Here is a 13,100-nt window from a genome sequence, read left to right on the forward strand (position 1 = left end):
GAGCGGCAAGCCTAGGGCAGACCGGTCGATCACTCCCACCCGCCGGGCGGGTCCTGGGACGCCGCTCTCATCGCCTCGGGGCCCACCACGCCTCCCCGCCGTCCGGATCAGCTGGTGACTCGCCCGCTCAGCCGTCCTTGCCGCCGTCCGGCTCGGGGCAGAGTTCGCCCTTCGGCCCGCAGTCGCCGTTGTTCGACCCGCCCGGCCCGGTGCCACCCGGCGCGGGATTACCGCCGTCGCCTGGCGGTCGGACGGGCGAGCCCCCGGCCGCACCGAAGCGGACGTACCCGATCTCCCGCCCCTCGCCGACGATCATGCCCTGCGACCCGACCGCGAGGGCGTTCGCCGAGGTGCGCAGGACGGCCAGTTCCCGGCCGGTGCGTGGGTCCAGTGCGGCCAACCGGGACGGCTTCTCGTCGGCGACCACCGCCGCGTACGGGGTGAGCGCGGCACCGGCCTTGCCGCTGGCGGGTCGGGTCCACAGCACCTTCTCGGTGCCCAGCTCATGGGCGGCCACCGACCGCTTGTCGGCCGCCCGGAACACCGCCAGGCGGTCGTCGACCGCGATCAACTTGGTGCCCGAGCCGCCGACCCAGAGCAGTCGCCCGTCGTACCCGTCGATGACCGCCTCGCGGCCGTCCGGGCCGACGCCGATCAGCACGTTCCGCGCGCCCTGCGGGTCTTCGCGCTGCACGCAGCCGGCGGAGTCGGCGGTGCGCAGGTTGACCCCGGCCCGCTGCCAGGCCTCCTGCCCGGTCGCCGAGTCCCGCGCGGAGATGGCGAAGTAGCAGGTGCCGTCCTGGGAGCGGGCGGCGATTCGCAGCATCCGGCCCCCCACCACGGACAGCCGCTCGTCCCGGCCGGGTTCGACGTTCTGCAACACACGACCGGTGGCGGTGTCGACCACGTGCACGCGGCCATCCACCGGGAACCCGAGCAGCGGTGGTGCGGGTTCCGCCCCGGCCACCCCGTCGTCGATCCGGGTGTGGGTGAGCCGGCGGGTGCCGCGCAGGCCAGGGTTGTCGGCGAGCAGGCCGCTGTGCACACCGGGCAGGAACGCCGTCCAGAGTGGCGTGGTGCCGCGCGGGTCCCAGGCGCTCAGGGTGCAGTCGGTGGCGTCCGTGCAGCGGGCGTCGAGGAGCAGGTTGCGGTACGTCCACACGGCCACCGCGTCGTCGTCACGTCGCCGGGTCACCCCGGTGGCCGGGTCGAGCAGCTCGTACCCCTTGACCAGGAGCTTGCCCACGGCGACGACCGGGTCACGGTCGCCGCCGGCGACCGCCGACCAGTCCGCCTTGCGCTCCCACAGCTGGGTGCCGGTGGCCAGGCTGCGGGCCTCCACCCGGGTGCGCTGCTCGACCACGACGGAGTCGCCGGCGATGGTCACGCTGCGCGGAGTGCCGCCGACCCGTTGCTGCCAGACCACGTCGGGCTCGGAGATGGGTTCGCTGCGGTCCACCCAGTCCCACAGGCCCGGGAAGGGGTTCCACACGCCGGTCGCGGCGAGGGCGACGACCATGGCAAGGCCGAGCAGCAGCCCACCGCGCACGCTCCCCTTCGCCACACCGCACACCGTAGCCACGATCACGGATCTTCCGTACGCCCGCGCCGCCGTGTCGCCACGCTTTCTGGGCTCGGAGGTGTTAGAGCGCCCTTCCTTCGGCCCGAACGGCGCTCCGCACCAACGGAAGCGTGCGGTAGGGGATCTGCTCGGCCAACGCGATGATCGTGGACGCCCGGGTGATGCCGGCGGACGAGACGATCTGGTCGATGACCCGTTGCAGGTCGGTGTTGGAGCGGGCCACGATCCGGCAGAGCAGGTCGCTGGAGCCGGTGATGGTGTGCGCCTCCAGCACCTCGGGGATGGCGGCGAGGTGGGTGGTGACCGGGTCGTGGCCGTGCCGCTGGCTGATCTCCAGGGTGACGAAGCTGGTCACTCCGAACCCGATCGCGGCCGGTGAGATCTCCGGGCCGAAGCCCTCGATGACCCGCCGCTCGACCAGCTTGTCGAGCCGGGCCTGCACGGTGCCCCGGGCCACGCCGAGGCGACGGGAGCACTCCAGCACCCCGATCCGCGGTTCCTCGGCGAGCAGTTCGATCAAGCGCACATCGAGCCCGTCGAGCTGTACATTCTGCTCACCATTCATGGGTGCCAACCATACCGAATGCGCAACCTGACCAGCATTTCCGCCAACAGTTGCCCACCCGGTGCCGGGCCAGCGATCCTCGCCACAAGAACCGACCACGGCGGCCCACAAGGCCGGCCGGTACGCGAGGGAGCCCACCATGACCCAGGCGATCGACCGACCCCAGTCGACCGAGGACGTCGACGTCGACCGGCTCGTCGGCGCAGTCGACCACGACATCAGCCACGACCCGTTCCCGGTCCGGGGCCTCGACCACGTGCACTTCCTGGTCGGCAACGCCAAGCAGGCCGCCCACTACTACTCCACCGCGTTCGGCATGACCTGCGTGGCGTACCGAGGCCCCGAGCAGGGCTACCGGGACCACGCCCAGTACGTGCTGACCAGCGGCTCGGCCCGGTTCGTGCTGACCGGCATGGTGCGCCCGGACGCCGACGGCGCCGACCACGTGGCCCGGCACAGCGACGGGGTCAGCGACATCGCGCTGGAGGTCCCGGACGTCGACGCCGCGTACGCGCACGCCGTCGCGCAGGGCGCCACCAGCGTCGTCGAGCCGCACGAGGTGACCGACGAGCACGGCACGGTCCGGATGGCCGCCATCGCCGCGTACGGCGACACCCGGCACACCCTGGTGGACCGGTCCCGCTACACCGGCCCGTTCCTGCCCGGCTTCGTGGCCCGTGGCCCGATCGTGAACCGGCAGCCGATGATCGACGCGGGCATCCAGCCGAAGCGCTTCTTCCAAGCCGTCGACCACGTGGTCGGCAACGTTGAGCTGGGCCGGATGGACGAGTGGGTCGAGTTCTACAAGCGGGTGATGGGCTTCTCCAACATGGCGGAGTTCATCGGCGACGACATCGCCACCGACTACTCGGCGCTGATGAGCAAGGTCGTGGCGAACGGCACCCGCAAGGTGAAGTTCCCGCTCAACGAGCCGGCGATCGCCCGCAAGAAGTCGCAGATCGACGAGTACCTGGAGTTCTACCAGGGGCCTGGCGCCCAGCACATCGCCGTCGCCACCAACGACATCCTGGCCAGCGTCGACGCGATGCGGGCCGCCGGTGTGGAGTTCCTGGACACCCCGGACTCGTACTACGAGGACCCGGAGCTGCGCGCCCGCATCGGCAACGTGCGGGTGCCGATCGAGGAGCTGAAGGCTCGCAAGATCCTGGTCGACCGGGACGAGGACGGCTACCTGCTCCAGATCTTCACGAAGCCGGTGCAGGACCGCCCGACGGTCTTCTTCGAGCTGATCGAGCGGCACGGCTCGCTGGGCTTCGGCAAGGGCAACTTCAAGGCGCTCTTCCAGGCGATCGAGCGGGAGCAGGAAGCCCGCGGCAACCTGTAACACTTGCGAGCGTGACGCAGCCTCCGTCGTACCCGACGCCGCCGGTCGGTGGGCCTCAGCCCGCCGCCGGCGCCGTCGCGCCGCCGCCCGGACCACACCCGCAGGGGTACGCCGCGCCGCCGCAGTACGCTCCACCCGGTTACGCCCCGCCGCAGTGGCACGCCGGACCACCCGGCCCGCTGCCCCCGCTGCTGAGCCCGGGCGGTCAGCCGCTGGCCAGCTTCGCCGACCGGCTGCTGGCCTGGCTGATCGACACGGCGCTGGCGACCGCCGTGTCGCTGGCGTTGTTCAGCCCGTTCTTCGTCATCCTGTGGCTGCGCATGTTCAGCGAGATGACCCGGACCAACCCGGACGGGACCCTCGTGGAACCCGACCCGGCCGTCTTCCTCGTGGAATTCTTCCTGCCGATGGTGTTGCTCCAGCTCGGGCTCCTCGTGGTGATGCTCGGGCTCTACTGGCTCTACCACGTGGAATACCTCAAGCGCCGCGGTCAGACCCTCGGCAAGAAGGTCATGAAGCTGCGGGTGGTGCCGCTCGACCCGACCCGCACGCTCAACCGGGGAATGGCCGGGCGACGGTGGGTGGTGCAGCACCTGGCGGGCTCGCTGGTTCCCGGGAGCAGCTACCTCGATGGGCTCTGGCAGCTCTGGGACAAGCCGTGGCAGCAGTGCCTCCACGACAAGTTCGCCGAAACGGTCGTCGTTAAGGTGTCCTCGTGAGTGTGCAACCCGGCTGGTACGTCGACCCCGCCGACACCGAGACCCGGCGCTACTGGGACGGCGAGGGTTGGCTCGGCGCGCCCATTCCCGTCGACGCCACCCCGCCGGACGGCCCACCGCCGCCCGAGCCGGTCACGCCGCCCGAGCCGCCCACGCCCCCAACCTCCGGTCCGACCTCCCCGGGGCCCGTCGCACCGGGCTGGCCGCCACACCAGGGCCCACAACCCGGACCACAACCGGGGTACGGCCCGCCGCCGGGTCACGGCCCGGGCTGGGGACCGCAGGCCGGCCCGCCCGGCTGGGGTCCGCAGGGCGGCCCGCCCGGCTGGGCCCCTCCGGGTGACCAGTCCGCCGGGACGCCCCCGGCCGGTCAACCCGGCTGGGCGCCTCCGGCTGGTCACCCCGGCTGGGTGATACGACCGCCCGAGCCTCGGCCGCATGGCCTCAGGCTGGCCGGTTACGGCCGCCGGCTCACCGCGCGGCTGATCGACCTCGCGCTCCTCCTCGCACTGAACGTGGTGGTCAACGGCTGGTTCGTCTGGCGCTGGGCACAGGAGTGGGCACCGTACTGGCAGGAGTTGTTCCGGCGCGCCGCGCGCGGCGACACCTCCGCCGAGGGCCTGCCCGTTCCCGGGGAGCAGGCAGGGTCGCTCCTCGTGGTGATCCTGCTGATCGCCACCGCGCTGTGGCTGGCGTTCGAGGTGCCCGCCATGGCCGCCGGTGGGCAGACCGTCGGCAAGCGGGTGATGCGGATCCGGGCGGTGCCGATGGCCGCTGACCAGCCGTTGGGCTTCGGCCGGGCGCTGAGCCGGTGGAGCACGCTGGGCCTGCCGACGCTGCTCTGGTACTGCGCCGGGATCGGCCTGGTGCTGCAATTCGTCGATTCCCTGTCCCCCCTGTGGGACCACCCCCTGCGCCAGGCGCTGCACGACAAGCGCGCGCAGACGGTGGTCGTCGAAGTCCCCTACCGCCCCGCTTCCGCCCCCTCGAACGACCGCGACCAGCCCCCGGGAGACACCCCATGACCGACTCCGGACGTCACCAGCCGGCGCTGCGGCTGACCCGCGCCGACCTGGACGCGTTGCCCAACTACGTGCCGGGGCGCAGCCCTGCCGACCTGGCTCGGGAGTTGGGCCTGCCGGAGGCCATCAAGCTGGCCAGCAACGAGGTTCCCTACGGGCCGCTGCCCGGCGTGGTGGAGGCGGTCACCGAGGCGATCACCACCTCGCACCGCTACCCGGACATGGGCGTGGTCGCGCTGCGTGACGCGCTGGCCCAGCGGTACGGCGTGGACGCCGACCGGATCGCCACCGGCTGCGGTTCGGTGGCGCTGGCCGAGCACCTGGTCCGGGCCACCTGCCTGCCCGGCGACGAGGTGCTCTACTCGTGGCGGTCGTTCGAGGCGTACCCGATCATCGTCGCGACCAGCGGCGCGACCAGCGTGCGGGTCCCCAACGACGCCGGGCACGGGCACGACCTGGCGGCGATGGCCGCGGCGGTGACCGACCGGACCCGGGTGATTTTCGTCTGCAACCCGAACAACCCCACGGGTACGGCATTGCGCCGGGCCGAGCTGGACCGGTTCCTCGACGCGGTGCCGGACGACGTGCTGGTGGTGATCGACGAGGCGTACCGGGAGTTCGTCACCGACCCGGAGGTGCCGGACGGGCTCGACTACCTGGACCGGCCCAACGTGGCGGTGCTGCGCACGCTGTCGAAGGCATGGGGGCTCGCCGGGCTGCGAATGGGCTGGTTGGTCGCCCAGCCGGTGGTGGCCGCCGCCATCCGCAAGGTGGCGACGCCGTTCTCCAGCAGCACGGCGGCCCAGGCCGGTGCGCTCGCGGCGCTGACCCAGGCGGCCGAGATGGAGCGCCGCTGCGCCCTGGTCGTCGCCGAGCGGGACCGGGTCACCGAGGCTGTCCGCAAGTTCGTGCCGGACCTGCCGACGAGTCAGGCCAACTTCGTCTGGCTCCCGCTGGCCGACCGCGCGGTGGCGTTCGGCAAGGCGTGCGAGGCGCGTGGCGTGATCGTCCGGCCGTTCGCCGGGGACGGCGTCCGGGTCACCATCGGCACCCCGGCCGAGAACGACGCGTTCCTGGCCGCCGCCGAGGCGGCGCTGACCTGAGCGTCGATCTGGTGTGACCAACCAGTGACATAAGAGGCGTTTGTCCTGTTTAGGGCGTTTTTACCCCTATCTTTCGAAGTAGCCAGCCGTGCGAGGACGCGCGCCGGCTCACTTCGAGAAAACGGGGTAACGAACAGTGCGTACTGCCAAGATCTGTCTCGCCGGGGCGGCCGCCGCCGCGATGGTGGGAGTCCTCGCCGCACCGGCCGCTGCCGCGCCGACCGACACCACGACCACCACCTTCGAGGTGCTCGCCGGCACGCTCGACATCGACGCGCCGGCCGCCGCCGACCTCGGTGACGGCGCCCCCGGCGGCACCATCACCGGCCAGCTCGGCACGGTGACCGTCACCGACTCCCGGGGCGCCACCGACGCGTCCTGGGTCGCCTCGGTGACGGCGACGGTCTTCCAGACCGGCGGTGGCTCACCGCCCGAAACGGTCCTACCGGAGGAGATCAACTACTGGTCTGGCCCGTCGACGGCGTCCACCGGCGACGGCACCCTCACGCCCGGACAGGCGGCCGCCGGCGACGCCGATCCGCTGTCCAGTGTCACCCCGCTCACCGCGTTCACCCACAGCGGCGGCACCGGCGGCAACACCGCCAGCTGGAACCCCACCCTGGTGGTCAACGTCCCGCTGGACAGCATCGCGGGCGTCTACACCGGCACGGTGACGCATTCGGTGGCGTAGCCCCCGGGGGCGGTCGACCATCGCGGTCGCGCTCGCTCTGTTCTGCCTCGCCGGTCCGGGTCTGTCGACCCGGGCCGGCGCGGTCGAACCGGACGCGGGGTCGGACGACGGGGCCATCGGGATCCGGCTGTTGGAAGCCCCGGCCGACCGCCGCACCGATCCTCGTGCGCTGCGCTACGTCGTCGACCACCTACCGCCGGGCACCACCATCAATCGGCAACTGCTGATCGTCAACCGCACCGACGAGACCCGTCGCGTCGACGTGTATCCGGCAGCCGCGACCCTGGAAGCCTCGGCGTTCCGCTTCGGCGAGGGTCGTGCCGAGAACGAGCTGACCTCCTGGGTCACCCTCGACCAGCGCGCGCTGGAACTGCAACCGTGGGGCGAGGCCCGGGTCCGGGCGACCGTCACGGTGCCGCCGGCCGCCTCGAAGGGCGAGAGGTACGGGGTGATCTGGGCGTCCACCGCTTCGGCACCCCGGGCCAGCGGTGAGGTGACACAGGTCCACCGCGTGGGCGTCCGGATGTACCTCGACATCGGGCCCGGCGGCGAACCGGTCTCCGACTTCTCGATCGGTGACGTACGTCCCGCCCGCGGCCCGGAGGGTGACCCGTCGGTGACCGTCCAGGTCCGCAACACCGGCGGCCGCGCCCTCGATCTGACCGGCACGGTCTCCCTGACCGACGGTCCAGCCGGCAGCCGGGCCGGCCCCTTCCCGATCGGGCAGGGCGTCACGCTGGCACCGGGTAACGCCGGGCAGGTCATCGCCCGATTCCCGGTCGAGTTGCCGAACGGCCCCTGGAAAGCGGAGGTGAACCTGGAGAGCGGGTTGGTGAAGCGAAGCGTCACCGCGCAGGTCCAGTTCCCCGATGCGGGTCAGGTCGGAAAACGGGGCAGCGTCGTCAGCCGGATCATGTCCGGCTGGGCCGTGGGGGCGGCCGTCGCTGGCCTGCTGTTGGTCACCGGCCTCGCGGTGCTGGTCCGCCGATCCCGGCGATCCGGTCGGCCGCCAGCCGGCCGGCCGAGGGAGCGGATCCGCGCTGGCGGCTGACAGCACGCCAGCGACCGCACGGGCCGCCGGCCGGAGGGCACAGGCCGCCGGCCGGAGGCCGCACGGGCCTGGCCGGAGGTTCAGGTCAGACCGGCCGCCTCCGGCGGACAGCGAGCCAACCGACGAGGAGCAGACCCCCGCCCAGCCCGACGAGCGACAGTGTCGACCCGCCCGGGCCGGTGACCGGCAACTGACCACCGTGGCTGGGCGTGGGTTGAGGAGGGTCGGGCGTGGGAGTGGGTGGAGGCTGGGTCGGTGTCGGTGTCGGTGTCGGTGTCGCCGGCAGGATCTCGAAGGTGACGCCGGTGTCCGCCGACGGCTCGGCCCGGACGGCACTGATCCCGCGCGCCGATGCGGGGTCGGCGCTCAGCACCGGCGGGACCGCCAGCACGAGGCTCGCGGTCGCGGCGAGCGCGCCGCCCACGAGGTAGCTGGCTGCTGTCCGACCCATGCGCCGACCCCTTTCCCGGAAACCTGAACCATGAAAAACCTACCCTTTCTGGACAAAGGGTATGGGCTGATCGAGGGTTCAGGTGCCGAAGACGCCACGATCAGGTGGCAGCCAGGATCACCGCTTCGCCGGTGTAGTAGTAGCGCTGGTCGTCACCGTCCGGGTCGACCGGCTTGCGGAGTCGTTCGACAGCGACGTAACCGTCCGCCGCCGCCACCGCCCCGGGGGCCCAGCCGGTCCCGTCCAAGCCGACGTTGAGCAGGAAGCGGGACAACTGCCCACCCGTCGCCGGATCCAGCGTCACCAGGTCGTTCGCCTCGGTCAGCAGGTGCACCCGGCCAGGCTGCGCGGCCAGCACCCGGGCCGCACCCAGGCCCTCGGACCGCCACAGCTCCGTGCCGGTGGTCGCCGACCGGCCCACCGCGACCCCGTCGAGCACGACAACGGCCTGGTCACCGACCAGCACCGCGCCGGCCGGATCCAGCGCCGGGGCAGCGACCGGCACACCAGCACCGAGCAACCAACCCCGGCCGCCATCGTCACCCGGACCGGAGGTCCGCAGGGCCAGGCAGTCCGACTGGCCGGTACGGCAGCCGAGGGGAGTCACCACCAACTCGTCCGGGCCACCCGGCGGTCGCCAGCGCTCGCGCACCACGCCGGTCGCGGCGTCCCGGAACTCGATCGTGGCCGGCCCGGCGCAGGTGTCCAGGCCGATCAGCTGTCCCGAGGAGCTGGTGCCGACGTCGCTGCGGCACCTGCCCGGCAGGTCGACCCGCCACAGCTCCCGACCGTCGCTCAACTCGACCCCACGCGCCTGGGTATCCCCGCTGACCAGCAGCACCGTCCGGCCGCCCGGGAGGGCGGCGAGCTGGAGCCCGCGCGGTTCCCACACGGGGGCCGCCCAGGTACGTCGCACCACCGCCGTGCTTGCGGCCGGCTTCGGACCCTCGGCCTTCCAGAGCACCCCGCCGGTCCGCGCCTCGAGGGCGACGAGTTGGCCGTCGGACCAGCGGCTGACCACCGTGCTGCCGCTGGCGACGATCCCGGTCAGCTCGGCGGGCCAGCGCCGGTACGACCAGTACGGGCTGGTCCGGTACCGCCCGTCGACCGGCCAGTCGGCGTAGACCTGGCGGTGTGCGGCGTACACCCGCAGTCGCCCGTCCACGATCAACGGGGCGACCGGCAACCGACCGATCACTCCGGCAGCCGGTCGGGCCGGGGCCGGGTAGTCACCCCGCGCCAGCGTGCTCACCTCCGCCGGTGCGAGCACCCGGTGGACGATGACCGCGACAACTGCGATCGCGAGCAGCGCCGCGACCGCCATCACGAGCCGTCGTCGACCCCTCGGGAACCCCATGCCGCACCTCCGACCGGCACCCTACCCAGCGGAACCGGCCGCACCCCGCTCAGGTCACGGCGACGACGGTCGCGCGGAGGGCGGATCTGACGGGTCGGCGCTCAGGCGGCTTCGACCGAGCCGAGGACGCCGGCCGCGACGGTCAGGTCGGCGAGATCACGCCGCAACGCCACCTCGACCGCCCGCGCGGCGAGGCCGCCGAGCAGCAGCGCCACCACGCGACCGTACGGGTCGGTCGGCGCCGCCTCCTGGCTGACGGTGATCGCCGTGCAACCCCGGCGGCGACGACGGACCGGACGCAGGCTCCAGGTGATGCGGTAATCCACGCCGGCGCCGGAGGAACAGAGAACCAGCCGATGGGGAGCGACTGCCTCCACCACCAGGAACTCCTCGCTCAGCGTGCCGCCGCCCGGCTGGGCGCGCTCCTCACGCCAGGCGGTGCCCGGGCCGAACGGCCCCGGGGTGAGGATCTCGATCGGGCCGGCGGCGCTCAGCCGGGCCGCACGGTCGGGCAGGTCGGTCAACAGACGCCAGACATCGACAGCGTGCGCCTGGATGAACCCGGTAACCGCGACCGTCGACATGCCACCCTCCCGTGTCCCCGACGGTACGCGGAGTGAGGGCCGGACGGGGCCCCCGGGACGGAATTTCCACCACCCGGAGGCCACGCTGTCCGTTTGGACCGTTGCTCGGCACCGGACGTCGTCGACCGGTGCCGATGCTCCGGTCAGTGCTCGAATCGACCGGCCCGGATCGCGCCGATGAAGGCTGTCCACCCCGGCGGGCTGACCGCGAGCGTGGGGCCGGCCTGGTCCTTGGAGTCGCGGACCGCGACCAGACCGTGGACGTCAACCAGGTTGTCCGCGACCTCCACGCAGAGCCCCTGGTCGTTCGAACGGCTGCTGGTACGCCAGATCGCGCCCGTAAGATCGTGCATCGTCGTTACCTCCGTGTGCAATGGAAGCCCCACCGCTGAGAGCCGGGCGGAGCCCGGCCCGGATCGCGCGGCGAGGCAACGGGATCCGGACGATCAACGGGTCAACCGGGGCCGGTTATCGCACGGGCTGTGCGATGACCGGTCCCGTGCACGAGACGGATGGAATGCGACCGTTCAGTTGGCCGGACGAATGGTGCCGCTGACCTCGCCGAGGGCGATGGTGGTGCCGTCCGGGCCGGGCGCGGTGGCGGTGATGGTCACCGTGTCGCCGTCGGCGAGGAAGGTGCGGCTCTCGTCGCCCACCTTCACCGGCTCCGCCCCACCCCAGGTCAGCTCCAGGAACGAGCCGACCTGCGATCGGTCCGGACCGGAGACGGTGCCGGAGGCGTACAGGTCGCCGGTGCGCAGTGACGCGCCGTTGACGGTGAGGTGCGCCAACTGCTGAGCCGGCGTCCAGTACATGGTGGCGAACGGCGGCTCGCTGACCTGCTCGCCGTTCCACTCGACCGCCAGTCGGAGGTCCAGGCCCAGGTGCGGCACGTCACGCAGGTAGTCGACCACCGGCGGGTCCTGGTCGGGGGCGGGCACGAACGCGTCGCCGAGCGCGTCCAGCGGCGTCACCCAGGCTGAGACCGAGGTGGCGAACGACTTGCCGAGGAACGGCCCGAGCGGCTGGTACTCCCAGGCCTGGATGTCCCGGGCCGACCAGTCGTTGACCAGCACCACTCCGAAGACGTGGTCGGCGAAGTCGTCGACCGACACCCGACGCCCCAACGGGCTGGGCACGCCCACCACGAAGCCGACCTCGGCCTCGATGTCGAGGCGTACGGACGGGCCCGTGACGGGGCCCTCGGCGGAGGCGCGCTGCCCGGTCGGTCGGATCACCGGTGTGCCGGAGACGATCACGGTGCCGGCCCGCCCGTGGTAGCCGATCGGCAGGTGCTTCCAGTTCGGCAGCAGCGGCGGCTGGCCGGGGCGGAAGATCTGCCCGACGTTCGACGCGTGGTGCTCGGACGAGTAGAAGTCGACGTAGTCGGCTACCTCGATCGGGAGCAGCATCTCCACGTCGTCGAGGGGCACCAGCAGCGGCTCCACCGCGGGTCGGTGCGCCGGGTCGGTCAGCAGTTCGGTGATGCGCTGCCGCACCGCCGTCCACTGCGGACGGCCCAGCGCCATGAACTCGTTGAGGGTGGGCCGGCACAGCGCACCGGCGGCCAGCACCAGGTCGGCTGCCTCCGCGGCGGCCAGGTCGAACACCCAGGACCCGATCCGTACGCCGATCCGCGGCTGGCCCTCGTCGGACCGGAACACCCCGTACGGCAGGTTCGTCACCCCGTACGGCGATCCGTCAGCGCCGGTCACCCAGGTCATGCGTCGTAGCCCCCGTTCACCAGCCCCAGCCGGATCAGATCGGTCAGTGGTTCCAGGATGCTGCACGAGCCGAAGCCCACCCACAGTGGGCGCGGTAGGTCTAGTCGTGTCGTCGCCCGCTCCACCAGTGGGCGTGGGTCGACCACGGTCAGCAACTCGGCGACCGCCTCCACACCGTCGCCGTCGGCGGCGGCCAGGGTGGCGGCCAGCACGTTGGCGTAGCCGTGGTGGGTGAACCCGGTCTCCGAATCCAGGTGCCGGACCGCCTGGTGCAGCCCGGCGGTGAGCTTGAAGGGCAGGCCCCGGTCGCGGCAGGCGCAGATCACGGCGGCCAGCTCGGCTGGCGTGGGAAAGAGTTCGGCGGCCAGGCCACCGGTGCGGAACTTGGCCGCGACCGGCACCCCGTCGTGCCGGGCCGCGGCCAGTGCGTCCAGCGCGCCCATCAGCCCGAAGGTCAGCGGCAGCTCGGCGTAGACGGCCTCGACGTCCGGCAGCGCATCGGTCAGCCGCAGCAGCTCGGCGATGCCGGGCAGCGGGTCCTCGCCGCGCTTGGCGACAGCCACCTCGACCTGGCGGGCGGTGACGCCGTCCGGGGTGAGAAACGAGAGCGCGTACGGCAGGTGCCCGATCCCGGTGTCACCGATCAGCCCGATCACCAGGCCCTCACCCGGGTCGACCAGACCAGTCAGCTCGCCCGCCGAGACTGTCGAGGCGGGGATCAGCAGCGGGCCGACCAGGTCGGCGTACCAGGCTGCGCGGTGCCTGCGGTGGGCGGTCAGCGCGTCGGGCAGCGTGGCGCTGCCCGGGGGGAAGACGGCGGCGTCGTCCACCAGGCCGTCGAGGAGTGCGGGCACCTGCGTTGACACGGAACAAGAATGTACGGGACGCTACGAGGAACGGACAACA

The 13,100-nt window shown here is 72.4% G+C and carries 14 protein-coding genes; 6 read left to right on the forward strand and 8 right to left on the reverse strand.

Going from position 1 to position 13,100, the window contains the following annotated elements:
- Positions 1-127: 127 nt before the first annotated feature.
- A complete protein-coding gene (locus FBZ33_RS29080; protein WP_141913002.1) occupies positions 128-1,519 on the reverse strand; it encodes a PQQ-binding-like beta-propeller repeat protein in 1,392 nt (463 codons plus the stop codon).
- A gap of 124 nt (positions 1,520-1,643) precedes the next feature.
- A complete protein-coding gene (locus FBZ33_RS29085; protein WP_141911523.1) occupies positions 1,644-2,147 on the reverse strand; it encodes an Lrp/AsnC family transcriptional regulator in 504 nt (167 codons plus the stop codon).
- A 139-nt stretch (positions 2,148-2,286) separates the two neighbouring features.
- On the opposite strand from FBZ33_RS29085, the gene hppD reads away from it, so the two are divergent.
- The 6 genes from hppD to FBZ33_RS29115 all read left to right on the forward strand — a co-directional run bounded on the left by hppD (position 2,287) and on the right by FBZ33_RS29115 (position 8,078).
- A complete protein-coding gene (hppD, locus tag FBZ33_RS29090) occupies positions 2,287-3,492 on the forward strand; it encodes a 4-hydroxyphenylpyruvate dioxygenase (protein WP_141911525.1) in 1,206 nt (401 codons plus the stop codon).
- Positions 3,493-3,503: 11 nt separating this feature from the next.
- Positions 3,504-4,211: an RDD family protein gene (locus FBZ33_RS29095; protein WP_141911527.1), complete on the forward strand. Its 708-nt coding sequence runs from the start codon at positions 3,504-3,506 to the stop codon at positions 4,209-4,211.
- Positions 4,208-5,236 carry an RDD family protein gene (locus FBZ33_RS29100; protein WP_141911529.1) on the forward strand — a complete coding sequence of 343 codons (1,029 nt, stop codon included), beginning with the start codon at positions 4,208-4,210 and terminating at the stop codon, positions 5,234-5,236. The genes FBZ33_RS29095 and FBZ33_RS29100 overlap by 4 nt, the downstream gene beginning before the upstream one ends.
- Positions 5,233-6,336, forward strand: coding sequence for a histidinol-phosphate transaminase (gene hisC, locus FBZ33_RS29105; RefSeq protein ID WP_099849068.1), 1,104 nt, complete (start codon positions 5,233-5,235; stop codon positions 6,334-6,336). The genes FBZ33_RS29100 and hisC overlap by 4 nt, the downstream gene beginning before the upstream one ends.
- A 136-nt stretch (positions 6,337-6,472) precedes the next feature.
- Positions 6,473-7,027 carry a hypothetical protein gene (locus FBZ33_RS29110; protein WP_255509068.1) on the forward strand — a complete coding sequence of 185 codons (555 nt, stop codon included), beginning with the start codon at positions 6,473-6,475 and terminating at the stop codon, positions 7,025-7,027.
- A 130-nt stretch (positions 7,028-7,157) separates the two neighbouring features.
- Positions 7,158-8,078 carry a hypothetical protein gene (locus tag FBZ33_RS29115; protein ID WP_221629512.1) on the forward strand — a complete coding sequence of 307 codons (921 nt, stop codon included), beginning with the start codon at positions 7,158-7,160 and terminating at the stop codon, positions 8,076-8,078.
- Between the two features lie 85 nt (positions 8,079-8,163).
- Here the strand turns inward: FBZ33_RS29115 and FBZ33_RS29120 are convergent, their stop codons facing one another.
- The 6 genes from FBZ33_RS29120 to FBZ33_RS29145 form a co-directional block, all read right to left on the reverse strand.
- Positions 8,164-8,529, reverse strand: coding sequence for an LPXTG cell wall anchor domain-containing protein (locus FBZ33_RS29120; protein WP_141911532.1), 366 nt, complete (start codon positions 8,527-8,529; stop codon positions 8,164-8,166).
- Positions 8,530-8,629: 100 nt separating this feature from the next.
- Positions 8,630-9,886, reverse strand: a complete 1,257-nt coding sequence (locus tag FBZ33_RS29125) for a PQQ-binding-like beta-propeller repeat protein (RefSeq protein ID WP_141911533.1) — start codon at positions 9,884-9,886, stop codon at positions 8,630-8,632.
- 101 nt (positions 9,887-9,987) lie between these two features.
- Positions 9,988-10,470, reverse strand: coding sequence for an SRPBCC family protein (locus FBZ33_RS29130; RefSeq protein WP_141911535.1), 483 nt, complete (start codon positions 10,468-10,470; stop codon positions 9,988-9,990).
- A 143-nt stretch (positions 10,471-10,613) separates the two neighbouring features.
- Positions 10,614-10,823: a DUF397 domain-containing protein gene (locus FBZ33_RS29135; RefSeq protein ID WP_088950494.1), complete on the reverse strand. Its 210-nt coding sequence runs from the start codon at positions 10,821-10,823 to the stop codon at positions 10,614-10,616.
- Positions 10,824-10,997: 174 nt separating this feature from the next.
- On the reverse strand, positions 10,998-12,194 hold the full coding sequence (fahA, locus tag FBZ33_RS29140; RefSeq protein ID WP_141911537.1) for a fumarylacetoacetase: 1,197 nt from the start codon (positions 12,192-12,194) through the stop codon (positions 10,998-11,000).
- Positions 12,191-13,060, reverse strand: coding sequence for a hypothetical protein (locus FBZ33_RS29145; RefSeq protein WP_141911538.1), 870 nt, complete (start codon positions 13,058-13,060; stop codon positions 12,191-12,193). Before FBZ33_RS29145 ends, fahA begins: the two co-directional genes overlap by 4 nt.
- Between the last annotated feature and the right edge of the window lie 40 nt (positions 13,061-13,100).

It is taken from the genome of Micromonospora sp. A202, from assembly GCF_006715105.1.
Lineage (GTDB): Bacteria > Actinomycetota > Actinomycetes > Mycobacteriales > Micromonosporaceae > Micromonospora > Micromonospora zamorensis.